We start from the raw sequence: 24,672 nt of genomic DNA on the forward strand, positions 1-24,672 counted from the left end.
GGGGACGGTTGGCACTCACCAGCGCAGAGTGCCAGGCGAGGCGCCGAGTGGACGACTTCTGGAGGTGTGCGCGATTGCTGAGTGAACGCAGGCTTCAGGTGTTGCGTGCCATCGTCCAGGACTACGTCGGGACCGAGGAGCCGGTGGGCTCGAAGGCCCTGACCGAGCGGCACAACCTCGGTGTCTCCCCGGCGACCGTCCGTAACGACATGGCGGCCCTGGAGGACGAGGGTTTCATCGCCCAGCCGCACACCAGTGCGGGGCGTATCCCGACCGACAAGGGCTACCGGCTGTTCGTCGACAAGCTCGCCGGCGTCAAACCGATGACCCCGCCGGAGCGGCGCGCCATCCAGAACTTCCTCGACGGCGCCGTGGACCTCGACGACGTCGTGGCGCGCACCGTGCGGCTGCTCGCGCAGCTCACCCGGCAGGTCGCCGTCGTGCAGTACCCGTCGCTGACCCGGTCCACCGTCCGCCATGTCGAGCTGCTGTCCCTCGCGCCCGCGCGTGTGATGCTCGTACTGATCACGGACACCGGACGGGTCGAGCAGCGGATGGTCGACTGTCCGGCCCCCTTCGGCGAGGGGTCGCTCGCGGATCTGCGCGCGCGGCTGAACAGCCGGGTCGCCGGGCGGCGCTTCACCGATGTGCCGACCCTCGTCGAGGACCTCCCCGAGGCCTTCGACCTGGAGGACCGCGGCACCGTCTCGACCGTGCTCTCCACCCTTCTGGAGACACTCGTCGAGGAGAACGAGGAGCGGCTGATGATCGGCGGAACCGCCAATCTCACCCGCTTCGGACATGACTTCCCCCTCACCATCCGGCCCGTTCTGGAAGCCTTGGAGGAGCAGGTCGTGCTCCTCAAACTCCTTGGCGAGGCCGGGGATTCGGGCATGACCGTGCGCATCGGGCACGAGAACGCCTATGAGGGACTCAACTCCACGTCTGTCGTGTCGGTGGGCTACGGTTCGGGCGGCGAGGCAGTCGCCAAGCTCGGCGTGGTCGGACCGACCCGCATGGATTACCCGGGAACGATGGGAGCGGTACGCGCAGTGGCACGGTACGTCGGACAGATCCTGGCGGAGTCGTAAGTGGCCACGGACTACTACGCCGTTCTCGGCGTGCGTCGCGACGCGTCGCAGGAAGAGATCAAGAAGGCCTTCCGGCGGCTCGCGCGCGAGCTGCACCCGGACGTCAATCCGGATCCGAAGACCCAGGAGCGGTTCAAGGAGATCAACGCCGCTTACGAGGTGCTGTCGGACCCGCAGAAGAAGCAGGTCTACGACCTCGGTGGCGATCCGCTGTCCCAGGCGGGCGGCGCGGGAGCCGGCGGCTTCGGCGCGGGCGGCTTCGGGAACTTCTCGGACATCATGGACGCGTTCTTCGGTACGGCGTCGCAGCGCGGTCCGCGCTCGCGTACGCGCCGGGGCCAGGACGCCATGATCCGCCTGGAGATCGAGCTCGACGAGGCGGCCTTCGGTACGACGAAGGACATCCAGGTCGACACGGCCGTCGTCTGCAACACCTGTAACGGTGAGGGGGCCGCTCCCGGCACCTCCGCCCAGACGTGTGACATGTGCCGCGGTCGCGGCGAGGTGTCGCAGGTGACGCGGTCCTTCCTGGGCCAGGTCATGACGTCTCGGCCCTGCCCGCAGTGCCAGGGCTTCGGCACCGTGGTCCCGACGCCGTGCCCCGAGTGCGCGGGCGACGGGCGCGTACGGTCCCGCCGGACCCTGACCGTCAAGATCCCGGCCGGCGTCGACAACGGCACGCGGATCCAGCTCGCCGGTGAGGGCGAGGTCGGTCCGGGCGGCGGTCCCGCCGGTGACCTGTACGTCGAGATCCACGAGCTGCCGCACTCGCAGTTCCAGCGGCGCGGCGACGATCTGCACTGCACGGTGACGATCCCCATGACGGCGGCGGCCCTCGGCACGAAGGTGCCGCTGGAGACGCTGGACGGCATGGAGGAGGTCGACATCCGGCCCGGCACGCAGTCCGGCCAGTCGATCCCGCTGCACGGGCGGGGTGTGACGCATCTGCGGGGCGGCGGGCGCGGCGATCTCATCGTGCACGTCGAGGTGCAGACGCCGACCAAGCTGGATCCCGAGCAGGAGCGGCTGCTGCGCGAGCTGGCCAAGCTGCGCGGCGAGGAGCGCCCGCAGGGACAGTTCCAGCCGGGGCAGCAGGGGTTGTTCTCGCGGTTGAAGGACGCGTTCAACGGGCGCTGACGAGGTGGCTGCGGGAGGCTGATCTCGCCCCCGCCGCCCCTACCCGTCCCATCCTGAAGGGGCGCTGCCCCTTCGACCCCGCCAGGGGGCTCTGCCCTCTGGACCCCCGCTCCTCAAACGCCGGAGGGGCTGGGTTCCAGCGCCGGTGGGGCCTGGATTTCGTTGGCCTACGCCAAGGGGAAGGGTCGATTCGGACTTGTTCGGAGGACGTGACAACATGCCGTCATGTCCTCCGCGCTGACCGATCTCTTCCCCCATCCGATCGTGCAGGCCCCCATGGCAGGCGGCGTCTCCGTGCCGCAGCTCGCCGCTGCCGTGGCCGAGGCCGGTGGGCTGGGCTTCCTCGCCGCCGGGTACAAGACCGCCGACGGCATGTACCAGGAGATCAAGCAGCTCAGGGGGCTGACCGGGCGGCCCTTCGGGGTCAATCTGTTCATGCCGCAGCCCGAGTACGCGGATGCCGCGGCCGTGGAGGTCTACGCCCATCAGCTCGCCGGTGAAGCCGCCTGGTACGAGACCGAGCTGGGGGACCCGGACAGCGGGCGGGACGACGGCTACGACGCCAAGCTGGCCGTGCTGCTCGACAACCCGGTGCCGGTCGTCTCCTTCCACTTCGGCGTGCCCAGCAGCGAGGTGCTGGAGTCCCTGCGCCGCGCCGGGACCCTCACCCTCGTCACCGCCACCACCCCGGACGAGGCCCTCGCCGTGCAGCGGGCCGGCGCCGACGCCGTGATCGTGCAGGGCGTCGAGGCCGGCGGGCATCAGGGGACGCATCGCGACAACCCCGAGACCGACGGGTCCGGCATCGGGCTGCTCTCCCTCATCGCACAGGTCCGGGAGACCGTGAGCCTGCCCCTCGTCGCCGCCGGCGGCATCATGCGAGGCAGCCAGATCGCCGCCGCCCTCGCGGCCGGGGCGAGCGCCGCACAGCTCGGCACCGCCTTCCTCGCCACCCAGGAGTCCGGCGCGAACGCCGTGCACAAGCAGGCGCTGACCAACCCGCTGTTCGTCCGGACCGAGCTGACGCGCGCGTTCTCCGGACGGCCCGCCCGTGGCCTGGTCAACCGCTTCATGCGTGAGCACGGCCCGTACGCCCCCGCCGCCTACCCCGAGATCCACCACCTCACCTCCCCGCTGCGCAAGAAGGCCGCCTCCTCCGGTGACCCGCAGGGCATGGCGCTGTGGGCGGGGCAGGGGCACCGGATGGCGCGTGAACTGCCCGCCGGGCAACTGGTCGAGGTCCTGGCCGCCGAACTGGCCGAGGCGTCGACAGTGTTGTCGGCCTTCCCGCAGGGCGGTGCCGGCCGATGACCGCGCCGGTGTTCGTCGTCGAGTCGCTGGAGCGGGGCGTCGGTCCCTCCGGTGGCGAGTACGTCCTCGACGGGCCCGAGGGGCGGCACGCCGTCTCGGTGAAGCGGCTGCGGGCCGGCGAGGACGTCGTCCTCACCGACGGGCTCGGACGCTGGGCCGACGGCGTCGTCAAGGCGGCCGAGGGCAAGGACCGGCTGGTGGTGGAGCTGGGGGCGGTCGCGCAGGAGGCGCCCTCGCAGCCCCGGATCACCGTCGTCCAGGCCCTGCCCAAAGGCGACCGGGGTGAGCTCGCCGTCGAGACCATGACCGAGACCGGCGTCGACGCGATCGTGCCGTGGGCGGCCGCCCGGTGCATCACCCAGTGGAAGGGCGAGCGGGGCGCGAAGGCCCTCGGCAAGTGGCGGGCCACCGCGCGTGAGGCGGGCAAGCAGTCGCGCCGGGTGCGATTCCCCGAGGTCGCGGAGGCGGCCACGAGCAAGCAGGTCGCGGCGCTGCTCGCCCAGGCCGACTTCGCCGCCGTACTGCACGAGGACCGCGACTACGGCAGCGAGCCGCTGGCCACCGCCGAACTGCCCACCGAGGGTGACATCGTGCTCGTCGTAGGACCCGAAGGCGGCGTGAGCCCCGAGGAGTTGGCCCTCTTCGAGGAGGCGGGGGCGAAGGCGTACCGTCTGGGCCGTACCGTCCTGCGGACCTCCACCGCCGGAACCGCGGCGACGGCACTGCTCCTCGGCCGCACCGGCCGCTGGTCCTGACCCGGGAGGAACGTACGCCGTGGAACTCGCCCAAGTACGGCTGCTGGTCGGCGACTTCCCGGCCTGCTACCGGTTCTACGCCGATGTCCTCGGCCTCAAGCCGCAGTCGGGCGCGGCGAACGGGCCGTACGAGAAGTTCAGCCCCGCCACCGGCTCCGCGGGCATCGCCCTCCAGGACCGGGCGATGATGGCCGAGGTCCTGGGCGAACTCGGCGACGCGGCCACCGGCCACCGCTCCCTGGTCGTGCTGCGGGTCGACGACCTGGACGCCTACTGCGCCCGGATCACCGCCCGCGGCGCCACCCTCCTGCACGGCCCCGCCCCCATGACCGACCGCATGCGCGTCGCCCACCTCAAGGACCCGGAGGGCAACCTGGTGGAACTCCAGGAGTGGCTGCTGCTGCGCGCCTGATCCGGGTGGGGGAGTGGCCGTATGCGCTCTACCGCGGCGGCCGGGACAGTGGCAGGCTGCCCTCTCATGGGGGCTTTCAGCAGGGTTTGGGGTCGTGTCGGCCGGCGCCCGCGCGTGGCGGGTGCGGTGGGAGTGGCCGTGCTCGCCGTCGGAGGGATGACCGCCTGTGATCCCGGCGGGCTCAACAGCGCGACCGTGGCGTTCACCACCGACCAGACCGTGACCGCGGAACTGGAGCGGCAGAAGGCCGACGTGCAGTGGCTCAACTGCACCGGCTCGTACGACGAAGGCGACGGCGACGGCAAGTCCGGTGGGGCCACGGCCAGTGCGAAGACCGTCGTCAAGGTCGACTGCGAGGGCGAGACCGCCGACGGCAAGGATATCGTCGTCACCGGCAGGATCACCCGGGCCGTCAGCGGTTCCTGTGTGCGCGGTGACCTCGTCGCCAAGGTCGGCGGCAAGGAGTGGTTCCACGTCAACGGGCTGGGCAACTGCGATGCCAAGCCCTCGCCGGTCAACCCGTCCGGCGGCGGCGGACAGCAGCCCGGGCCCACGGTCACCGTGACCGTCACCAAGACCGTCTACTGCAAGCAGCACCCGAACTGCTGGCCGGAAGGCAAGTGAGCGCATTCGGGCGGGAGTTGGACAAGTGATCCAAAGGCCTGTCCCCGGACGCCGCCCCTGCTTATGGTGATCGGGTGACTCAGCCCGCGACGCCCGGATCGTCTTCCTATCTCCGGTATCCGCATCTCCACGGTGACCTGGTCGCCTTCACCGCCGAGGACGACGTGTGGCTCGCCCCGCTCGACGGCGGCCGGGCCTGGCGGGTCAGCGCCGACAACGTGCCGGTCACCCTGCCGCGCATCTCGCCCGACGGTACGACCGTCGCCTGGACCTCCGGCCGCGACGGCGCCCCCGAGGTGCACATCGCGCCGGTGGACGGCGGCCCCGCCAAGCGCCTCACCCACTGGGGCAGTTGGCAGACCCGGGTCCGCGGCTGGACCCCGGACGGCCGGATCCTCGCCATCAGCACCCGGGGCCAGGCGGGCAGCCGCCGCACCTGGGCGCACACGGTCCCGCTCGACGGCGGCCCGGCCACCACCCTGCCGTACGGCCCCGTCGCCGATGTCGTGTACGGGCCGCAGCTCGTGCTCGCGTCCGCGCCCATGGGACTGGAGGCCGCACGCTGGAAGCGCTACCGGGGCGGTACGGCGGGGAAGCTGTGGATCGACCTCGCGGGCGACGGCGACTTCGTACGGCTGCACGAGGACCTGGACGGGAACATCGAGTACCCCGTGTGGGTGGGGGACCGGATCGCCTTCCTCTGCGACCACGAGGGGGTGGGCGCGCTGTACTCGTCCCACGCGGACGGGTCGGATCTACGACGGCACACCCCGGTCGACAGCTTCTACGCCCGGCACGCCGCGAGCGACGGCACCAGGGTCGTGTACGCCTCAGCCGGAGAACTGTGGCTCCTGGACGACCTCGACGGGGCCGAGCCGCGCCGGCTCGACATCCGGCTCGGCGGCCAGCGCACCGACCGGCAGCCGTACCCGCTGAACGCCGCCCGCGCCTTCGGGGAGGCGGCGCCCGACCACACCGCGCGCGGCAGCGCGGTCTGCGTCCGGGGCGCCGTGCACTGGGTCACCCACCGCTCAGGACCCGCCCGCGCACTCGCCGCCGAGCCCGGCGTACGGGCCCGGCTGCCGCGCACCTTCCGGGCGGAGGGCGAGGAGTGGGTGGTGTGGGTGACGGATGCGGAGGGCGACGACGCGCTGGAGTTCGCCCCGGCGACCGGGCTCGCCCCGGGGGCCACGCCGCGCAGGCTCGGTGCCGGACAGCTGGGGCGGGTCCTGGAGCTCGCCATGGCGCCCGACGGAAGCCGGGCGGCGGTCGCCGCGCACGACGGGCGGCTGCTGCTCGTCGAACGGGAGTCCGGCGAGGTCCGCGAGGTCGACCGCAGCGCCGACGGCGACGTGTCGGGGCTGGTCTTCTCGCCCGACTCGGCCTGGCTCGCCTGGTCGCACCCCGGCCCGCGCCCGCTGTCCCAGCTGAAGCTCGCCAACACCACCGACCTGTCCGTCTCCGAGGCGACCCCCCTGCGCTTCCAGGACTACGCGCCCGCGTTCACCCAGGACGGCAAGCACCTGGCCTTCCTGTCGGCGCGGGCCTTCGACCCCGTCTACGACGAGCATGTCTTCGACCTCGCCTTCGTCGTCGGCTCCCGCCCCCACCTGATCACCCTCGCCGCGACCACCCCGTCCCCCTTCGGCCCGCAGCGGCACGGCCGGCCCTTCGACGCGCCGGACAAGGAGGAGACTCCCGACAGCGAGGGCACCCCGACCACCCGCATCGACCTCGAAGGCCTCGCCGACCGGATCGTGCCGTTCCCCGTCGAGGCCGCCCGCTACACCAACCTGCGGGCGGCGAAGGACGGCGTGCTCTGGCTACGGCACCCCGTGCGCGGCGCACTCGGCGCCACCCGGGCCACGCCCGACGACCCCGAGCCCAAGACCGAGATGGAGCGCTACGACCTCGTCCAGCGGCGGATCGAGCATCTCGCCGACGACGCCGACCACTTCGAGGTCAGCGGCGACGGCAAGCGTGTCCTGCTGTGGACCGACAGCCGGCTCAGGGTCGTCCCCAGCGACCGGCGGGCCTCCGGCGACGACGAGAGCGACTCGAACATCACCGTGGACCTGACGCGGGTACGGCAGACGGTCGACCCGTCGGCGGAGTGGCGGCAGATGTTCGACGAGACCGGCCGCATCATGCGCGACCACTTCTGGCGGCCGGACATGAGCGGGGTCGACTGGACGGCCGTACTGGACCGCTACCGCCCCCTGCTCGACCGGGTCGCGACCCACGACGACCTGATCGACCTGCTCTGGGAGGTCCAGGGCGAGCTGGGCACCTCGCACGCGTACGTCGCACCGCACGGCGGATACGGCGGCGGGACCCGGCAGGGCCTGCTCGGCGCCGACATCTCCCGTCACGAGGACGGAAGTTGGCGTATCGACCGCATCCTGCCGTCGGAGACCTCCGACCCCGACGCCCGGGCACCGCTCGCCGCACCCGGGGTCGCGGTGCGGGCCGGGGACGCGATCGTGGCGGTGGCCGGGGTGCCGGTGGATCCGGTGACCGGGCCCGGGCCGTCACTCGTCGGCACGGCGGGCAAGGCGGTGGAGCTGACGGTCTCACCGGCCGGGGGCGGGGAGGTACGGCACGCGGTCGTCGTACCGATCGCCGACGAGCAGCCGCTCCGCTACCACGCGTGGGTGGCCGACCGGCGGGCGTACGTCCACGAGAAGTCCGGTGGCCGGCTCGGCTACCTGCACGTCCCGGACATGCAGGCGCCCGGCTGGGCCCAGATCCACCGTGACCTGCGGGTCGAGGTGGCCCGCGAGGGCCTCGTCGTGGACGTCCGCGAGAACGGCGGCGGGCACACCTCGCAGCTGGTCGTGGAGAAGCTGGCCCGGCGCATCGTGGGCTGGGAACTGCCGCGCGGGATGCGACCGTACAGCTATCCGGCGGACGCTCCGCGCGGTCCCGTGGTGGCGGTGGCGAACGAGTTCTCCGGGTCCGACGGGGACATCGTCAACGCGGCCATCAAGGCACTGGGGCTCGGTCCGGTCGTGGGAACCCGCACCTGGGGCGGCGTGATCGGCATCGACAGCCGCTACCGCCTGGTCGACGACACACTGATCACACAGCCGAAGTACGCCATCTGGCTGGAGGGCTACGGCTGGGACGTGGAGAACCACGGCGTCGACCCGGACGTGGAGGTGGCGCAACGTCCGCAGGACTGGGCAGCGGGGGTGGACGCCCAATTGGACGAGGCGATCCGAATCGCGCTGGAGGGATTGGAGAACAGTCCCGCAAAAACGCCGCCCACTTTGCCAACCTGAAAAGGGGCGCGGGGAACTGCGCGACCAGCCACGAAACACCCGCACCCGACGACGATACGATGCCCCCCGTAAACCACGCCGCCCAACCCCCGGAGGGACCATGGCAGGGGAGCCGCAGGACGACTGTCTGTTCTGCAAGATCGTCGAAGGGCACGTCCCGGCGACGATCGTGCGGGAGACGGACACCACGGTCGCGTTCCGGGACATCAACCCCCAGGCACCCACCCACGTCCTGGTCATTCCGAAGGCGCACTACAGGGACGCCGCCGCCCTCGCCGCCGCCGACCCGGCCCTCGCCGCGGACGTGCTGCGCGAGGCCCAGGCCGTGGCCGACGAGGACAAGCTGGAGAGCTACCGCGTCGTCTTCAACACCGGTGCCGGCGCGGGCCAGACCGTCTTCCACACGCACGCCCACGTCCTCGGCGGCCGCGGCATGCAGTGGCCTCCCGGGTAACTCGCCGTGTCCGTACGTGAACTGGTCGTCCTCGGCACAGCCAGCCAGGTCCCGACCCGGCACCGGAACCACAACGGGTACCTGCTGCGCTGGGACGGCGAAGGGATCCTCTTCGATCCCGGCGAGGGCACGCAGCGACAGATGCTGCGGGCCGGAGTCGCGGCGCACGACCTGAACCGGATCTGCGTCACCCACTTCCACGGGGACCACTCGCTCGGCCTCGCCGGCGTCATCCAGCGGATCAACCTCGACAAGGTCCCGCACCCCGTCACCGCCCACTACCCGCTCTCCGGACAGCGCTTCTTCGACCGGCTGCGGTACGCCACCGCCTACCGGGAGACCGTCGACCTCACACAGGCACCGGTCAGCGCGGACGGGGTCATCGCCGACACCGGTGGCTACACGCTGGAGACCGCCCGGCTTTCGCACCCCGTCGAGTCGTACGGCTACCGCCTCGTCGAGCCCGACGGCCGCCGCATGCTGCCCGAACGCCTCGCCGCGCACGGCATCAAGGGGCCGGACGTGGGGCGGCTCCAGCGGGAGGGGGCACTGGGCGGGGTCTCCCTCGCGGACGTGAGCGAGGTGCGCCGCGGGCAGCGTTTCGCCTTCGTCATGGACACACGGCTGTGCGACGGGGTGTACGCCCTCGCCGACGGCTGCGACATGCTCGTCATCGAGTCGACCTTCCTGGACGACGACGTCGAACTCGCCGCCGAGCACGGTCATCTGACCGCCGGTCAGGCCGCCCGCGTCGCGGTCGACTGCGGCGTACGCCATCTCGTGCTCACCCACTTCAGCCAGCGCTACACCGAGCCGGACGAGTTCGAGCGGCAGGCGCGGGACGCCGGTTTCGGCGGGGAGCTGACCGTGGCGCACGACCTCTTGCGGGTGCCTATGCCGAAACGTCGGTAATACCGCCGTACGATGCTTTGATGCCCCTACCGAAAGCAGAACTGCACCTCCATGTCGAAGGCACCCTCGAACCCGAGCTCGCCTTCGAACTGGCCGCGCGCAACGGCGTCGAGCTGCCGTACGCCGACACCGACGAGCTCCGCAAGGCGTACCAGTTCGAGGACCTCCAGTCCTTCCTGAACCTGTACTACGAGCTCATGGCCGTCCTGCGCACCGAGCGGGACTTCGAGGACCTCGCGAACGCCTACCTCGCCCGTGCCGCAGCGCAGGGCGTACGGCACGCGGAGATCTTCTTCGACCCGCAGGCGCATACGAAGCGGGGCCTGGAACTGGGCACGGTGGTCGAGGGGCTGTGGCGGGCGCTGGGGAACAGTGCGGCCGGCCACGGGGTCTCCACCCGGCTCATCATGTGCTTCCTGCGCGACGACTCCGCCGAGTCGGCCATGGCGACGCTCCGGGCGGCCGAGCCGTATCTCGACCGGATCGTGGGCATCGGCCTCGACTCCGCCGAGGTCGGCCACCCGCCGGTGAAGTTCCGCGAGGTCTACGAGGCCGCCGCCGCGCTCGGCCTGCGGCGCGTCGCGCACGCGGGCGAGGAGGGGCCGCCGGAGTACATCACCGAGGCCCTCGACATCCTCGGCGTCGAACGGGTCGACCACGGGTTGCGGTGCATGGAGGACCAGGCGCTGGTCGAGCGGCTGGTCCGGGACCGGGTGCCGCTGACGCTGTGTCCGCTGTCGAATGTGCGGCTGCGCACCGTCGACGTCCTCGCCGACCACCCCCTGCCCGCGATGCTCGATGCCGGGCTGATGTGCACCGTCAACTCCGACGACCCGGCGTACTTCGGTGGCTACGCGGGCGACAACTTCGACGCGGTGCGCTCGGCGCTGGGCCTTGACCGGGAACGGCTCCGGGAGCTGGCCCGCAACTCGTTCCTCGCCTCCTTCCTGGAGGACGACGAGGAGCTGCGGGGGCGGTATCTGGCCGAGGTGGAGGCGTACGAGTTCACGTAGCCCCGGTCAGGTGGCCCGGGTGAGGTGGCCGGGGGCGGCCGGGGTGGCTTCCGCGGTGTCCAGGGGGATCTCGACGACCTCCATGACCTCCATGACCTCCACGCTTTCCGCGACCTCGACCGTCTCCTGCGGTCGGCGGGCCAGCGCCACGGCCGTCATCGGTACGGCGACGATCAGCAGACCGGTCGCGAGAACCGTGCCCATGGCCGGGAAGCCGGCCTGGGTGGACAGGATGCTGCCGGTCAGCGGGCCTGCCGCCGTGCCCAGGGAGGACGCCGAGCCGACGAGGACCGCCCAGCGGCCGCGCGGGTCGAGGGAGGCGGCGAGGCCGATGACGTACGACAGGACGATCGGGTAGAGCGTGTTCCAGGCGATCTCGCCGGTCGCGAAGGCCGTCAGGTCGGTGGCGGACGCGCTGAGCGCGATGCACGCGGCGATGAGGGCCGTACCGGCGCCGATGGGAAGCGCGCGGCCGAGTCGCGGGCCGAGCGCGCCCGCCCCGCTCACGCCCAGCAGCCCGGCGCCGAGCCCCACGGCGAACACCGCCCCGACCGTGGTCTCGGTCAGCTGCGCCTGGGTCAGGCCGATCCGGCCGCTGACGCCCCACAGGGAGTTCTGGGCGAGGGACCAGCACAGCATGCAGGCGGCGAGGGCCAGGCCGTGGCGGAGGTGGGGGAGGCGGGCGGTGGACCGGGTCCGTGGTCGCGGGGCGGCGTCCGAGGGCAGACGGCCCGTCAGCGGCCATACGGCGAGTGAGGTGAGGGCGATGGCGGCCAGCGGCTGGCCGTGGCCCGGGCCGAGGTGCGGCACCGTCAGATAGACCGCGCCGGCGAGGGCGGAGACGCCGAGCAGACCGACCGTGGTGGCCCGGTGCGGGTCCCGCTGGGCGGCGATACGGGTGGCGGCGACCGCGGTGGCCGTACCGGATCCGAAGCCGCCGAGCAGCACGCCGAGGACGACGGCCGGTACGGCGTGGGCGAGCGCCGCGCCGCCGTAGCCGAGCAGGGCCAGGGTGAGGCCGAACCGGGCGAGCCGACGGGCGCCGATCCGCTCCACCCGCGATGCCAGCAGGAAGCCGGCCGACGCCGAACTCAGCAGCAGCGCACTGCCGACGGCGCCCGCCTGGGTGGGGGTGAGCGGAAGTCCGGAGTCGAGTCTGCCGACGACGGTCGGCAGCAGATACGGAGCGAGGTACCCGGCCGTGAAAAGGGCGACGAGGGGCCAGGGGGTGGTGCGAGGGGCGAACACGGGCGTTCCCAGGGCATGCGAAAGGAGCGGCTCAAGACGGGGAGGAGCGCAGGCCGTCGACGGACAGGAACGCGCGGGCAATTTGTATCAAGCGGGGGGAGGGGGGAAGAAGCGCGGGGGGTGTGATCTGGGGCACGTTCTGTTTGGGGTGGGTGAACGCGGGTAGAAGGCGCCCTCACCTGCGCCAGTGCACCGAGCCGCTGCCGCCGCTCCCGCCGGGAACCGTCGCCTCGATCTTCGCCCTGATCTCCCGCATCACCGCCACGATCCGCTCCTCATGGCCGGCCGTCAGCCGCGCCACCGGCACCGAGCAGCTGATCGCGTCCTGGGCAGGGCTGTCGTAGCGCAGGGCGAAGCCGAAGCCGACGATGCCGGGGACGCCCTCCTCGCGGTCGGTCGAGTAGCCGCGTGCCCGCACTTCGGCGAGATCGGCGGCGAGGGCCTCGCGGGTGGTGTGGGTGTGGGCGGTGAGGGGCTCGTACGGGCCGTCGGGGAGGCCGGTGTCGGGGCGTTCGGCGAGCAGGGCCTTGCCCAGGGCGCCCGCGTGCGCGGGGAGGCGCCGGCCCACCCGGCTGATCGTCCGCAGGTATTCGTGCGACTCCCGCGTCGCCAGATACGCCACGTCCCGGCCGTCCAGCCGCGCCATGTGGATCGTCTCGCCGAGCGCCTCCGACGCCTCGTCGAGATACGGGCGTACGACGCGGACGCGCGGGTCGGAGTCCAGATAGCTGGTGCCGGTGAGCAGGGCGTGGATGCCGATGCCGTAGAGGGAACCGGTGACGTCCGTGCGGACCCAGCCGCGTGAGATCAGGGTCTGTAGCAGCGCGTACATGGAGCTGCGCGGCACGTCCAGCGCCTCGGCCAGCTCCTGGAGGCGGGCGGGGCGGTCGCCGCGCGCGGCGAGGAGCTCCAGCAACTCCACCGTGCGCGCCGCCGACTTCACTTCGCGGACGCCGCCTGTCTCTGACATGGGCCGATCGTAAGCGTCGCACCTCGGATGGACCGCGCCATTGACGGCCGTGGTTCGCGTACCTAATCTCGATTCTCATACATGGACGACGTCTATATGGGGAGATGGGGAGAGATGGCGAGGGCGAGCCTCGACACGGATACCGATGCCCGTACGGTCACGATCCGGCGCTTGCGGGACGGCATGGCCGAGGGCGTGCTGTCGTTCCCGCTCACGAGCTTCCACGACGACGGCACGCTGGACCCGGACGGCTTGCGCACCCATGTCGCCGCCCAGCTCGCCACCGCTCCCGGCGCGGTCTTCCCCGCCTGCGGCACCGGTGAGTTCTTCTCGCTGGACGAGGACGAGTACCGGCAGGTCGTCTCCGTCGCCGTCGAGGAGTCGGGCGGGCGTGTCCCCGTCGTCGCCGGGGTCGGGTACGGCTGGGCGCAGGCCGCGCGGTTCGCCCGGATCGCCGAGGAGGCCGGCGCGGACGCCCTCCTCGTCCTGCCGCACTACCTCGTCGCCGCCCCGCAGGACGGCCTGGTCGCCCAGCTGGAGCAGCTCGCCGCCCGGACCCGGCTGCCCCTCATCGCCTACCAGCGCGGCCAAGTCGCCTACACCGCCGAGTCGTTGAAGCGTATCGCCGGTATCCCGAACGTCGTCGGGCTCAAGGACGGCCACAGCGACCTCGACCGCCTCCAGCGTCTCACCCTCGCCGCCCCCGAGGACTTCCTCTTCTTCAACGGCGCCTCCACCGCCGAGATCCAGGCGCGCGCCTACGCCACCGTCGGCGTCCCCGCCTACTCCTCCGCCGTCCACGCCTTCGCCCCCGAGATCGCGAACGCCTTCTTCGCCGCACTCCGGCGCGGCGACCACGGCACGGTCGACAAGCTGCTGCGCGACTTCTACGTCCCGCTCGTCGAGATCCGCGACCGGGTGCCCGGATACGCCGTGTCCCTGGTGAAGGCGGCGGCCCGGCTGCGCGGCCGCCCCGTCGGCCCCGTACGCGCCCCGCTCACCAACCCCTCGGCCGCCGACCTGGCCGACCTGCGCACCCTCCTCGCCACCGGCCTCGACCTCGTGGGAGCCGCACTGTGAACCTCACGATCACCGAGGTCCGCCTGACGCCCGTCCTGGTCGCCGACCCGCCCCTGCTGAACACCCAGGGCGTCCACCAGCCGTACACACCCCGGCTGATCGTGGAGGTCGTGACGGCCGACGGGACCACGGGCGTCGGCGAGACGTACGGCGACACCAAGTACCTGGAGCTCGCCCGGCCGTTCGCCGACAAGCTGGTCGGGCGCCAAGTCAGCGATCTGAACGGCCTGTTCGTCGTCGCCGACGAGGTGACCGTCGATCAGTCCCGGGTCCAGGGGCAGGTCGACGTCGGCGGGCTGCGCGGCGTCCAGACCGCCGACAAGCTGCGGCTGTCCGTCGTCTCCGGCTTCGAGGTCGCCTGCCTGGACGCCCTCGGCAAGGCGCTCGGGCTGCCCGTGCACGCGCTGCTCGGCGGCAAGGTGCGGGACGCGGTCGACTACAGCGCGTACCTGTTCTACAAGTGGGCCGGGCATCCGGAGGGCGTGGCGGCCGAGAAGGACGACTGGGGTGCCGCCGTCGACCCGGCCGGGGTCGTCGAGCAGGCCCGGAAGTTCACCGAGCGGTACGGCTTCACCTCCTTCAAGCTCAAGGGCGGGGTCTTCCCGCCGGACGAGGAGATCGCGGCCGTCCGGGCGCTCGCGGAGGCCTTTCCCGGGCATCCGCTGCGGCTGGACCCCAACGGCGCCTGGTCCGTGGAGACCTCGCTGAAGGTGGCGCGGGAACTCGGGGAGGTCCTCGAGTACCTGGAGGATCCGGCCCTCGGTACGGCCGCGATGGCCGAGGTCGCCGCGCGGACCGGGGTGCCGCTGGCGACCAACATGTGCGTGACGACGTTCGCGGAGATCAAGGAGGCGTTCACCAAGGACGCCGTACAGGTCGTCCTCTCCGACCACCACTACTGGGGTGGGCTGCGCAACACGCAACAACTTGCCGCGATCTGCAACACCTTCGGCGTCGGGGTGTCCATGCACTCCAACACCCACCTGGGCATCTCCCTGGCCGCGATGACCCATGTGGCCTCGACGGTCCCGAACCTCCACCACGCCTGCGACTCCCACTACCCCTGGCAGTCCGAGGACGTCCTCACCGAGCGCCTCACCTTCGAGGGCGGCAAGGTCACCGTGTCCGACTCGCCCGGCCTCGGTGTCGAGCTGGACCACGAGAGGCTGGCGGAGCTGCACCGGCGGTGGCTGGACGACGACGGCTCGCTGAGGGACCGCGACGACGCCGCCGCGATGCGGGTCGTCGAACCGGGCTGGGTCACGCCTGCGATGCCACGCTGGTAGCGGCTCGGGGAGGATCGCGGTGGCGTTGTCGGTGGTGTGGTGCAGACTGGCCAGATCAGCACCACGTCAGGGAGCGCACCGTGACCACGCCCACCGCGCCGACCGGAAAGGGAGCCTCGCCCCAGAGGCCGTCGTCCCGAGCAGGGGGGCCGTACCGCCGGGCCCAGGTCGACCCCCTCGCCGCCCTGCGCACACCCGCCGACCCGTCCTGGGACGTGTACCTCACGGGCACGGTCTTCCTCGACATCGTCTTCACCGGCCTCGACTCGGCCCCGGTGCGCGGTACCGAGTCCTGGGCCCGGGGGATGGGGTCGAGCCCCGGCGGGGTCGCGAACATGGCGACGGCCTTGGCCCGCCTCGGCCTGAAGACATCTCTCGCGGCGGCCTTCGGCGACGACCACTACGGCGAGTACTGCTGGGACGCGCTGGAGCACGGCGAGGGCATCGACCTCTCGCCCTCGCGCACGGTGCCCGGCTGGCACTCGCCGGTGACCGTCTCGATGGCCTACGAGGGGGAGCGCACGATGGTCTCCCACGGCCACGAGCCACCCCCGGAGGAGCCCGCCCCCGACTGCCCGCCACGCGCGCGTGCCGCCGTGGCCTCCCTCGTCCCGGGCCGGCGGGCCTCCTGGATCGCGCAGGCCGCGAGCAAGGGCGCCCGGATCTTCGCCGACGTCGGCTGGGACGACACGGGGGCGTGGGACCTGGCCGGGCTGGCCGACCTGGAGCACTGCGAGGCGTTTCTGCCGAACGCCGAGGAGGCCATGCGGTACACCGGCGCCGACTGCCCGCGCGAGGCGGCCCACGCCCTCACCGCGTACGTCCCGGTCGCGGTGGTCACCCTCGGCGCGGAGGGCGCGTACGCGGTGGACGGGCGGACCGGCGAGACGGCCGTGGTGCCCGCCATCGCCGTGGAGGCCCTGGACCCGACCGGCGCCGGGGACGTCTTCGTGGCCGGCTTCGTCACCGGCACTCTGGCCGACTGGCCGCTGGCCGACCGCCTCGCCTTCGCCGGCCTCACGGCCGCCCTCTCGGTCCAGGAGTTCGGCGGCTCCCTCTCGGCCCCGGGCTGGGCCGAGATCGGCGCCTGGTGGCGCAAGGTCCAGTCCCTCGACCGGCAGGATCCCGAGGCCCTGCGCCGGTACGCGTTCCTGGCGGAGCTGGTGCCGGAGGAGCAGGGGAGACCCTGGCCGCTGCGGCGGGCCGTGCCGACGATCGGGTTCAGACGGTCGGCGTGACGACCGTGCCGACGACGAGCTACGGGTGCTCAGCTCTCGTGTCCAGTTCTGGTGTTCAGTTCCGGTGCTCGCTCTGGCGTTCAGCTCGGGGTCGCGGGGGTCAGGACCACGAAGTCCGCGTTCGACGGGTCCACGCACACGGCCAGGCGGCCGACGCCCTCCGCGTCCTCCGGACCCATCTGCACACTGCCGCCGTTCCCGGTGACCTTCGCGACCGCGGCGTCGCAGTCGGTGACATTGAAGACCGGGTGCCAGTACGGCCGCCCGTTCGCCAGCGCGAGGTTCTCCGCCGGGAGCTCCATCAGGCCGCCCTGCATGCGCTCCTCGGGCAGCCCGGCCGGGGTGATCAGGGTGTACACGCCCCCGCCGCCCGGCAACGGCATATCGCTGAACTGCCAGCCGAAGACACCGCCGTAGAACTCCCGCGCGCCCGCGGCGTCGCTCGTGTACAACTCGGTCCACGACAGCGAGCCCGGCTCGTCCGCCAGCTCGAAGCCCGAGTTCTTCCCCGGCTGCCAGACGGCGAACTGGCCGCCCAGCGGATCGTTGAACTGCGCCATCCGCCCCCAGTCGTCGAGGTCCCGCGGCGCCACCCGCACCGTGCCGCCCGCGCGCTGGACGGCCTGGGTCGTCGTGTCCGCGTCGTCGACGGTGTAGTAGATCATCCAGGCCGAGCGCGCCCCCTCCTCGGTGAGCTTGCCGATCCCGGCGACGGTCTTGCCGTCCTTCTTGAACACTCCGCCCTCGAAGTCCTCCGTCCCGCCCATGGACTCGTACTCCCAGCCGAGCACCGCACCGTAGAAGGCCGCGGCGGCGCGGACGTCGGGGGCGCCGAGATCGAGCCAACAGGGGGAGCCGGGAGCGAGGTCAGTGGTGATCATGGCGATTCCCTTCGCAGATCCTCTCTGCCCTCAGCCTGACACCCGGCACTGACACTCGCCCGTCGGACGCACTCCGGGCGCCCCGGGTGCCGCGCCGGCCGCCTCTGGTTACCATCCGGCCATGAGCGACGACGCGACCGCGGCCGGGCTCACCGCCACCGCGCACGACTGGGCCGCGGCGATGGTCTCCGACGACCCTGCCCGCATCGCCGACTTCATGGCCGACGACTGGGTCATCGTCTCCGAGTCGGGCATCTCCACCAGGGAGCAGTTCCTCGCCCTCGTCGAATCCGGCGACCTGACCCACTCGGCGTTCCAACTCGTCGGCGACCCCAGGATCCGCGTCCACGGCGACTCGGCGGTGGTGACGGCACGGGTGACGAACACGGCCCACTACCGAGGCGAACGCTTCGACGCCGACGAGTGGACGACCGACGTGTTCGTACGCCGGGAAGACGGCTGGCGCTGCGTGCTGAGCCACATCACGGCGGCGCGCCCCCAGACCCCCGCTGTCGGCCCTTCGGGCCTCGTCCTCAAACGCCGGACGGGCTGAAATTCAGCCCCTCCGGCGTTTGAGGAGCGGGGTCTGGGGCGGAGCCCCAGAAGGATGGGACGGGTAGGGGCGGCGGGGGCGAGAAACGGACCGGGCCTCAGCCCGCCGTCACCGTCGTCCGCACCGCCCCGTCCGGCCCCGCCACCAACACCGGCGTCCCCGGCCCCCCAAGATCCCGCACAGCAGCCCGATCCTCCGCGGACGCGCCCTCCGCCTCCGTCACGACCGCCGCCGCCTCCAGCGAAGTCGCCCCGGACGCCACCGCCATCGCCACCGCCGTCCGCAGGGCGCTCAGCTTCAGGGAGTCAAGGGCCACGGTCCCGGCGACATAGGTACGGCCCGTCTCGTCCCGTACGGCCGCGCCCTCGGGCACACCGTTGCGGGCCCGCGCGGAACGGGCCAGGGTGACGATCTTGCGGTCCTCGGGGTCAAGCGCGCTGTTGTCGGTCATGCCCCGAGCATACGAAGCGCGCCACGACGTGCGGCGACGGCGGTCGGCTCAGGGGCGGTCGAGACGGAGCCGGTCGGCTCTCGGCAGGCCCGCCACGACCAGGTCGTACGAGTCCTCGATGAGCTCCCGGACAAGCCGGTCCGGGAGTTCGCCGTCGACCGTCACGGTGTTCCAGTGCCGCTTGTTCATGTGGTAGCCGGGGATGATCAGGCCGGGATGCTCGTCGCGCAGCCGGATCGCGTCCTCCGGGTCGCACTTGAGATTGACGGTGAGAGGGCGGGCGTCCATCCAGCTCAGGGCGAACATCTTGCCCAGCACCTTGAAGACGGAGATGTCCGGGTTGAAGGGGAAGTCCTCCACGGCGGCGTTGAACGAAAGACAGAAACCGCGCAGTTCCTCGGGGCTCACTCCGCCTTCGCCTCCCGTTCCTCCGCCCCCGGCACCGGGCCCACCGGCTCCACCAGCACCGTCACGATCTTGTTCCGCCGGCCGGCCGCCGCCTCCGCCGTCAGCCGCAGCCTCCGGCTGTCGGGCAGCTCGACCACGGACGACGCCCCGGCGATCGGCACCCGGCCCAGCGCCTTCGCCAGCAGCCCGCCGACCGTTTCCACGTCCTCGTCGTCGTACTCGTCGAGGCCGTACAGCTCGCCGAGGTCGGTGATGTCCAGACGGGCGGTGACCCGGTAGCGGTCCTCGCCCAGGTCCTCCACCGGCGGCAGCTCACGGTCGTACTCGTCGGTGATCTCGCCGACGATCTCCTCGAGGATGTCCTCGATGGTGACGATGCCGGCGGTGCCGCCGTACTCGTCGATGACGACGGCGACGTGGTTGCGCTCCTTCTGCATCTCGCGCAGCAGGTCACCGGCGTTCTTGGTGTCGGGCACGAAGAACGCGGGCCGCATCGCCGTCGACACCAGCTCGCTCTCCGCCTCCCGCGAGATGTGCGTCCTGCGGGTCAGGTCCTTCAGATACACCATCCCGACCACGTCGTCCTCGCTCTCCCCGACGACCGGGATCCGCGAGAAACCGGAGCGCAGGGCGAGGGTGAGGGCCTGGCGGATGGTCTTGTAACGCTCGATGACGACCAGGTCGGTCCGCGGGACCATGACCTCCCGTACGAGGGTGTCGCCCAGCTCGAAGACCGAGTGCACCATCCGGCGCTCCTCGTCCTCGATCAGCGACTCCTTCTCGGCGAGGTCGACCAGCGCCCGCAGCTCCGCCTCGGAGGCGAAGGGGCCCCGGCGGAAGCCCTTGCCGGGAGTGAGCGCGTTGCCGATGAGGATCAGCAGATACGGGATCGGACCCATGATCCGGGCGAGCGGCAGCAGCACGTACGCCGCCGCCGTCGCCGTGTTCAGCGGGTGCTGGCGGCCGATCGTGCGCGGGGAGACCCCGACGGCTACGTACGACACCAGCACCATGACCGCTATCGCGACCAGCAGCGCCTCGGTGGTGCTGTCGAACTCCTTCAGGCAGGCGTAAGTGACCAGCGCGGCGGCGGCCATCTCGCAGGCCACGCGCACCAGCAGCGCCACGTTCAGATAGCGCGTCGGGTCGGCGGCGACCAGCGCGAGCTTCTCGCTGCCGCGGCGCCCGCTGCGTACGGCCTCCTCGGCGCGGAAGCTGGAGACGCGGGCCAGGCCGGCCTCCGCGCAGGCGGCGAGCCAGGCCACCACCACCAGGGCGATGGCGCCGGAGACGAGGGGAAGGCTCATGACACGGTCGGGGCCGGCGACGGACCCGTCAGACCCTTCTCCGTGCGCCAGCCGTCCACGATGGCGGCCTGGAGACCGAACATCTCGGCCTTCTCGTCGGGCTCCTCGTGGTCGTACCCGAGCAGATGCAGCACGCCATGGACGGTGAGCAGCTGGAGCTCCTCGTCCATGGAGTGCTGCGTGGGCGCCTCGGCCCCCTGCTTGGCGGCGACTTCGGGACACAGCACGATGTCACCGAGCAGCCCCTGGGGCGGCTCGTCGTCGTCCTTCGACGGCGGCCGCAGCTCGTCCATCGGAAAGGACATGACATCCGTCGGGCCGGGCAGGTCCATCCACTGGATGTGGAGCTGCTCCATGGCGTCGGCGTCCACGACGATCACCGAGAGCTCGGAGAGCGGGTGGATGCGCATCCGCGCGAGCGCGTAGCGGGCGATGTCGAGGATCGCCTGCTCGTCGACCTCGGTTCCGGACTCGTTGTTGACGTCGATCGACATGGTGCTGCTCGGTCTCTACTTCCCTTTGTGCCCGGACTTGCCCCGGCCCTGCCCCTTGTGCGCGCCGTTCTCGGTGCCGTGCTTGTTGTCGAACTTCTCGTACGCGTCGACGATACGGCCGACCAGCTTGTGCCGGACGACATCGTGGGACGACAGTCGCGAGAAGTGGACGTCCTCGACGCCCTCCAGGATGTCCTGCACCTGCCGCAGACCGGACTTGGTGCCGTCCGGGAGGTCGACCTGGGTGACGTCACCGGTGATGACTATCTTCGAGTCGAAGCCGAGGCGGGTGAGGAACATCTTCATCTGCTCGGGGCTGGTGTTCTGGGCCTCGTCGAGAATGATGAAGGCGTCATTGAGAGTCCTTCCGCGCATGTACGCCAGCGGCGCGACCTCGATGGTCCCGGCGGCCATCAGCCGCGGAATCGAGTCGGGGTCGAGCATGTCGTGCAGCGCGTCGTACAGCGGGCGCAGATACGGGTCGATCTTCTCGTAGAGCGTGCCCGGCAGGAAGCCGAGCCGCTCACCGGCCTCGACCGCGGGCCGGGTCAGGATGATGCGGTTGACCTGCTTGGATTGCAGGGCCTGCACCGCCTTGGCCATGGCGAGGTAGGTCTTGCCCGTACCGGCGGGACCGATGCCGAAGACGATCGTGTGCTTGTCGATCGCGTCGACGTACCGCTTCTGGTTGAGGGTCTTGGGGCGGATCGTGCGGCCACGGGAGGACAGGATGTTCTGGGTCAGCACCTCGGCCGGGGTCTCCTGGCCGTCCGTCTCCCCGTTCTCGCTGGCTCTGAGCATGGCGATCGAGCGTTCCACTGCGTCCTCCGTCATCGGCTGTCCGGTGCGGAGCACCAGCATCATCTCGTCGAACAGGCGCTGGATGAGGGCGACTTCAGCGGCGTCGCCGACCGCGCTGATCTCGTTTCCCCGGACATGGATGTCGGCCGCCGGGAAGGCCTTCTCGATCACACGCAGCAGGGAGTCGCCGGACCCCAGCACGGTCACCATGGGGTGCTGGGCGGGGACGGTGAACTGTGCTCTCGCCTGCCCCTGCGCGGGTGTGTGAGCTGTGGGTGTCTGAGTCATGGGCCGGCTCGTAGGCCTTGCTCGTCCTCCTCGATACGACTCGCCCGCCACATGGGCGGCCTGGCGATTTCCAGGGTACGCCGGGCCACTGACAAGGCCGTAGGGCTTTTCGGCAGGGACATTTCACGGGGTTGCGGGTCTCGCTTTCGGTGCCCGCATTGTGGCGCTGTGTCACGTTCGGCGCCCGGTAGTTGACCCGTGGGTAGTTGAGGCCGGAAATCACCCTTGCCGACCCACGCCCCTCGCGCATCAATGGGATCGGCAGTTCCGACGGACCGTCAGATTCGTCGGAGCCGTCGGAACCGTCAGGTTCAGCTCTCCACCGCAGTGTGTCCGCATCCACCTGCCGAGCAATTCCCCCACCCCCACATCAGGAATTCCCCCACCTCGAAAGGGAGCGGATCCCCATGAGACGCATGCGCATGTCAGCAGGCGCGACCCTGGCGGCCGGGGCCCTCGCGGTCACCGCACTGGCCTTCGCACCCGCCGCCCTCGCGGTCACCCCCCAGACGGCGACGATCACCGCGGACTGCGGCAGCTTCGGCGGTGGCGAGGCCACCCTCACGGCGACGCAGAACGGCACCGCCGCCACCATCACCGTCAACTCCTCCGCGATCACCGCGCCGATCGCCCTCGGGGAGGACTCGATCGCCTCGACGCTCACCCTGGTGAAGGCGAGCGGCGGCACCACCAGCTTCACCGGCACGGAGAACCCGGCGATGGCCGCCGGCGACCCCGTCCAGGTCGGCCCGCTCAGCGGCACAGTCGCCGCCGGGGACAGCCTGGAGGCCTTCGGCGGCTCACTGAAGATGACCGTCCTCGGCATCACCATCACCTGCACGGCGACCGGGCCGCAGTCGCCGGGCCCGTTCGTGTTCGACTGACCCGCGTGACGTGCTGACGTACTGAATGCCGACGTACTGAAGGAGGGGGCGCGGTCCCGGCGCCGCTAAGGCTTCACAGCGCGTCGGGGCCGCGCTCGCCCGTCCGCACCCGTACGACCGTGTCGACCGGCAGCGCCCAGACCTTGCCGTCGCCGATCTTGCCGGTCTGCGCGGCCTTCACGACGGCGTCGATGACGTCGTCGGCCGCCGCGTCGTCGACGACGACCTCGATCCGCACCTTCGGCACCAGGTCGACCTGGTACTCCGCGCCCCGGTACACCTCGGTGTGGCCGCGCTGGCGGCCGTAGCCGCTCGCCTCGGTCACGGTCAGACCGTGCACACCGATCTCCTGGAGGGCGGTCTTGACCTCGTCGAGCCGGTACGGCTTGACGATCGCGGTGATCAGCTTCATGCCTGCTTCTTGACCTTCTGCGCGGTGGGGACGGCGGAGGAGAGGGACGAGTCGACCGGGGCGCCGTGCCCCAGGACCCCGTGATCGTAAGCGGTCTCGGCGTGCACCGTAAGGTCCAGGCCGGCGTACGCCGCCACGACCACGACGGCCACCGCCTGCTTGCCGAACCGCGCGAGTCCGCCACCGTGGAGCAGGCCCTCGGCGCCGCCCGTCACGGTGGCCGTCGGCAAGGCGCGGGTCAGCAGGGTGCCGGAAGCTCACCGGGCGGGGAGCGGTCGGGCGCATGTGCGGCAGGGCTCTGTGGATCAGGGAGAATGGGCGCCATGAGCGTTCGCAGTAAGTCATCCGAGCCGTCCGAGGCGCCCCACCGCGCCGGCTTCGCCTGCTTCGTGGGCCGCCCCAACGCGGGCAAGTCCACGCTGACGAATGCTCTGGTCGGCCAGAAGGTGGCGATCACCGCGAACCAGCCGCAGACGACGCGGCACACCGTGCGCGGGATCGTGCACCGTGAGGACGCCCAGCTGATCCTGGTCGACACCCCCGGTCTGCACAAGCCGCGCACGCTGCTCGGCGAGCGGCTCAACGACGTCGTCCGGACGACCTGGGCCGAGGTCGACGTGATCGGCTTCTGCCTGCCGGCGAACGAGAAGCTCGGCCCCGGTGACCGCTTCATCGCCAAGGAACTCGCGTCGATCAAGAAGACGCCGAAGATCGCGATCGTCACGAAGACCGATCTCGTGGACAGCAAGACCCTCGCCGAACAGCTCATCGCCATCGACCAGCTCGGCAAGGAACTCGGCTTCGAGTGGGCCGAGATCGTCCCCGTCTCGGCGGTCGGCGACAAGCAGGTGGGCCTGCTGGCCGACCTGATCGTCCCGCTCCTCCCGGAGGGCCCCGCGCTCTACCCCGAGGGCGACCTCACGGACGAGCCCGAACAGGTCATGATCGCCGAACTGATCCGCGAGGCCGCGCTCGAAGGCGTCCGCGACGAGCTCCCCCACTCCATCGCCGTCGTCGTCGAGGAAATGCTCCCCCGCGAGGACCGCCCCGCCGACAAGCCCCTGCTCGACATCCACGCCTTCGTCTACATCGAGCGCCCCAGCCAGAAGGGCATCATCATCGGCCCCAAGGGCAAGCGCCTGAAGGACGTCGGCATCAAGTCCCGCAAGCAGATCGAGGCGCTGCTGGGGACCCCCGTGTTCCTGGACCTGCACGTCAAGGTTGCCAAGGACTGGCAGCGGGATCCTCGGCAGTTGCGGAAGCTGGGGTTCTGAGCCGGGTGGGTGGGGGTGTGGCGGGGGCGCTGTAGCGAGGGTCTGAAGGGCGTCGGTATCAGGTCCCGTATGCAGATCGAGGCGCTGTTGGGGACCCCTGGCCG

The 24,672-nt window shown here is 71.3% G+C and carries 25 protein-coding genes and 1 pseudogene; 16 read left to right on the forward strand and 10 right to left on the reverse strand.

The window, feature by feature from the left end; all coding sequences use genetic code 11:
* The first annotated feature begins 74 nt into the window (after positions 1-74).
* From hrcA to KUM44_RS24955, 10 genes are all read left to right on the forward strand, one after another.
* Positions 75-1,091 (forward strand): heat-inducible transcriptional repressor HrcA, encoded by a 1,017-nt coding sequence (gene hrcA, locus KUM44_RS24910; RefSeq protein WP_217211254.1) that lies wholly within the window; start codon positions 75-77, stop codon positions 1,089-1,091.
* Positions 1,092-2,228 carry a molecular chaperone DnaJ gene (gene dnaJ / locus KUM44_RS24915; RefSeq protein ID WP_217211256.1) on the forward strand — a complete coding sequence of 379 codons (1,137 nt, stop codon included), beginning with the start codon at positions 1,092-1,094 and terminating at the stop codon, positions 2,226-2,228.
* A gap of 225 nt (positions 2,229-2,453) precedes the next feature.
* Positions 2,454-3,539: a nitronate monooxygenase gene (locus KUM44_RS24920; protein ID WP_217211258.1), complete on the forward strand. Its 1,086-nt coding sequence runs from the start codon at positions 2,454-2,456 to the stop codon at positions 3,537-3,539.
* Positions 3,536-4,294 (forward strand): 16S rRNA (uracil(1498)-N(3))-methyltransferase, encoded by a 759-nt coding sequence (locus KUM44_RS24925; protein WP_217211260.1) that lies wholly within the window; start codon positions 3,536-3,538, stop codon positions 4,292-4,294. Before KUM44_RS24920 ends, KUM44_RS24925 begins: the two co-directional genes overlap by 4 nt.
* Positions 4,295-4,313: 19 nt before the next feature.
* The gene (locus tag KUM44_RS24930; RefSeq protein WP_217211261.1) at positions 4,314-4,706 is read left to right on the forward strand and encodes a VOC family protein; all 393 of its coding nucleotides are present in this window, start codon (positions 4,314-4,316) and stop codon (positions 4,704-4,706) included.
* A 66-nt stretch (positions 4,707-4,772) separates the two neighbouring features.
* Positions 4,773-5,330, forward strand: a complete 558-nt coding sequence (locus KUM44_RS24935) for a hypothetical protein (protein ID WP_217211262.1) — start codon at positions 4,773-4,775, stop codon at positions 5,328-5,330.
* A gap of 74 nt (positions 5,331-5,404) precedes the next feature.
* On the forward strand, positions 5,405-8,614 hold the full coding sequence (locus tag KUM44_RS24940; protein ID WP_217211263.1) for a S41 family peptidase: 3,210 nt from the start codon (positions 5,405-5,407) through the stop codon (positions 8,612-8,614).
* A 100-nt stretch (positions 8,615-8,714) separates the two neighbouring features.
* Positions 8,715-9,068: a histidine triad nucleotide-binding protein gene (locus KUM44_RS24945; protein ID WP_217211264.1), complete on the forward strand. Its 354-nt coding sequence runs from the start codon at positions 8,715-8,717 to the stop codon at positions 9,066-9,068.
* Positions 9,069-9,074: 6 nt separating this feature from the next.
* Positions 9,075-9,980: a ribonuclease Z gene (locus KUM44_RS24950; protein ID WP_217211265.1), complete on the forward strand. Its 906-nt coding sequence runs from the start codon at positions 9,075-9,077 to the stop codon at positions 9,978-9,980.
* Positions 9,981-10,000: 20 nt separating this feature from the next.
* Entirely contained in the window at positions 10,001-10,993 is a 993-nt protein-coding gene (locus tag KUM44_RS24955) for an adenosine deaminase (RefSeq protein ID WP_217211266.1), read from the forward strand.
* A 6-nt stretch (positions 10,994-10,999) separates the two neighbouring features.
* Here the strand turns inward: KUM44_RS24955 and KUM44_RS24960 are convergent, their stop codons facing one another.
* Positions 11,000-12,241, reverse strand: coding sequence for an MFS transporter (locus tag KUM44_RS24960; RefSeq protein ID WP_217211267.1), 1,242 nt, complete (start codon positions 12,239-12,241; stop codon positions 11,000-11,002).
* 175 nt (positions 12,242-12,416) lie between these two features.
* On the reverse strand, positions 12,417-13,211 hold the full coding sequence (locus KUM44_RS24965; protein WP_217211271.1) for an IclR family transcriptional regulator: 795 nt from the start codon (positions 13,209-13,211) through the stop codon (positions 12,417-12,419).
* A gap of 114 nt (positions 13,212-13,325) precedes the next feature.
* Between KUM44_RS24965 and KUM44_RS24970 the strand changes: the two genes are divergently transcribed.
* The 3 genes from KUM44_RS24970 (at position 13,326) to KUM44_RS24980 (ending at position 16,815) form a co-directional block, all read left to right on the forward strand.
* Positions 13,326-14,291, forward strand: a complete 966-nt coding sequence (locus KUM44_RS24970) for a 5-dehydro-4-deoxyglucarate dehydratase (RefSeq protein WP_217211273.1) — start codon at positions 13,326-13,328, stop codon at positions 14,289-14,291.
* A complete protein-coding gene (locus tag KUM44_RS24975) occupies positions 14,288-15,577 on the forward strand; it encodes a glucarate dehydratase family protein (RefSeq protein WP_217211275.1) in 1,290 nt (429 codons plus the stop codon). Before KUM44_RS24970 ends, KUM44_RS24975 begins: the two co-directional genes overlap by 4 nt.
* 80 nt (positions 15,578-15,657) lie before the next feature.
* Entirely contained in the window at positions 15,658-16,815 is a 1,158-nt protein-coding gene (locus KUM44_RS24980; RefSeq protein ID WP_217211277.1) for a PfkB family carbohydrate kinase, read from the forward strand.
* Positions 16,816-16,895: 80 nt separating this feature from the next.
* On the opposite strand, the gene KUM44_RS24985 is transcribed toward KUM44_RS24980, so the two are convergent.
* Positions 16,896-17,696, reverse strand: a complete 801-nt coding sequence (locus KUM44_RS24985; RefSeq protein WP_217211278.1) for a VOC family protein — start codon at positions 17,694-17,696, stop codon at positions 16,896-16,898.
* Positions 17,697-17,817: 121 nt separating this feature from the next.
* Here KUM44_RS24985 and KUM44_RS24990 point away from each other — a divergent pair, with 121 nt between their 5' ends.
* Positions 17,818-18,249 carry a nuclear transport factor 2 family protein gene (locus tag KUM44_RS24990; RefSeq protein WP_217211281.1) on the forward strand — a complete coding sequence of 144 codons (432 nt, stop codon included), beginning with the start codon at positions 17,818-17,820 and terminating at the stop codon, positions 18,247-18,249.
* 97 nt (positions 18,250-18,346) lie between these two features.
* On the opposite strand, the gene KUM44_RS24995 is transcribed toward KUM44_RS24990, so the two are convergent.
* The 5 genes from KUM44_RS24995 to KUM44_RS25015 are packed head-to-tail and all read right to left on the reverse strand — an operon-like array spanning position 18,347 to position 21,998.
* Complete coding sequence (locus tag KUM44_RS24995) at positions 18,347-18,700, reverse strand: cytidine deaminase (protein WP_048585650.1); 354 nt, start codon at positions 18,698-18,700, stop codon at positions 18,347-18,349.
* 48 nt (positions 18,701-18,748) lie between these two features.
* Positions 18,749-19,108 carry an MmcQ/YjbR family DNA-binding protein gene (locus KUM44_RS25000; protein ID WP_217211283.1) on the reverse strand — a complete coding sequence of 120 codons (360 nt, stop codon included), beginning with the start codon at positions 19,106-19,108 and terminating at the stop codon, positions 18,749-18,751.
* On the reverse strand, positions 19,105-20,415 hold the full coding sequence (locus tag KUM44_RS25005) for a hemolysin family protein (protein WP_217211285.1): 1,311 nt from the start codon (positions 20,413-20,415) through the stop codon (positions 19,105-19,107). Before KUM44_RS25005 ends, KUM44_RS25000 begins: the two co-directional genes overlap by 4 nt.
* Positions 20,412-20,909, reverse strand: coding sequence for an rRNA maturation RNase YbeY (gene ybeY, locus KUM44_RS25010; protein WP_004001382.1), 498 nt, complete (start codon positions 20,907-20,909; stop codon positions 20,412-20,414). The genes KUM44_RS25005 and ybeY overlap by 4 nt, the downstream gene beginning before the upstream one ends.
* Positions 20,910-20,924: 15 nt before the next feature.
* Entirely contained in the window at positions 20,925-21,998 is a 1,074-nt protein-coding gene (locus KUM44_RS25015; protein WP_217211287.1) for a PhoH family protein, read from the reverse strand.
* Positions 21,999-22,405: 407 nt separating this feature from the next.
* Between KUM44_RS25015 and KUM44_RS25020 the strand changes: the two genes are divergently transcribed.
* Positions 22,406-22,882: a hypothetical protein gene (locus tag KUM44_RS25020; RefSeq protein ID WP_217211289.1), complete on the forward strand. Its 477-nt coding sequence runs from the start codon at positions 22,406-22,408 to the stop codon at positions 22,880-22,882.
* Positions 22,883-22,955: 73 nt separating this feature from the next.
* Here KUM44_RS25020 and KUM44_RS25025 read toward each other — a convergent pair whose 3' ends face one another.
* Together KUM44_RS25025 and KUM44_RS25030 are read right to left on the reverse strand one after the other, a co-directional pair.
* Positions 22,956-23,294, reverse strand: a complete 339-nt coding sequence (locus KUM44_RS25025; protein ID WP_217211290.1) for a P-II family nitrogen regulator — start codon at positions 23,292-23,294, stop codon at positions 22,956-22,958.
* A pseudogene (locus KUM44_RS25030) lies at positions 23,291-23,545 on the reverse strand (ammonia channel protein); the annotation flags it as partial. The pseudogene KUM44_RS25030 and the gene KUM44_RS25025, both read right to left, overlap by 4 nt.
* 72 nt (positions 23,546-23,617) lie before the next feature.
* On the opposite strand from KUM44_RS25030, the gene era reads away from it, so the two are divergent.
* Complete coding sequence (gene era, locus KUM44_RS25035; protein WP_217211291.1) at positions 23,618-24,568, forward strand: GTPase Era; 951 nt, start codon at positions 23,618-23,620, stop codon at positions 24,566-24,568.
* Positions 24,569-24,672: the final 104 nt, after the last annotated feature.

The sequence above is a fragment of the Streptomyces sp. AC550_RSS872 genome, assembly GCF_019049285.1.
Taxonomy (GTDB): domain Bacteria; phylum Actinomycetota; class Actinomycetes; order Streptomycetales; family Streptomycetaceae; genus Streptomyces.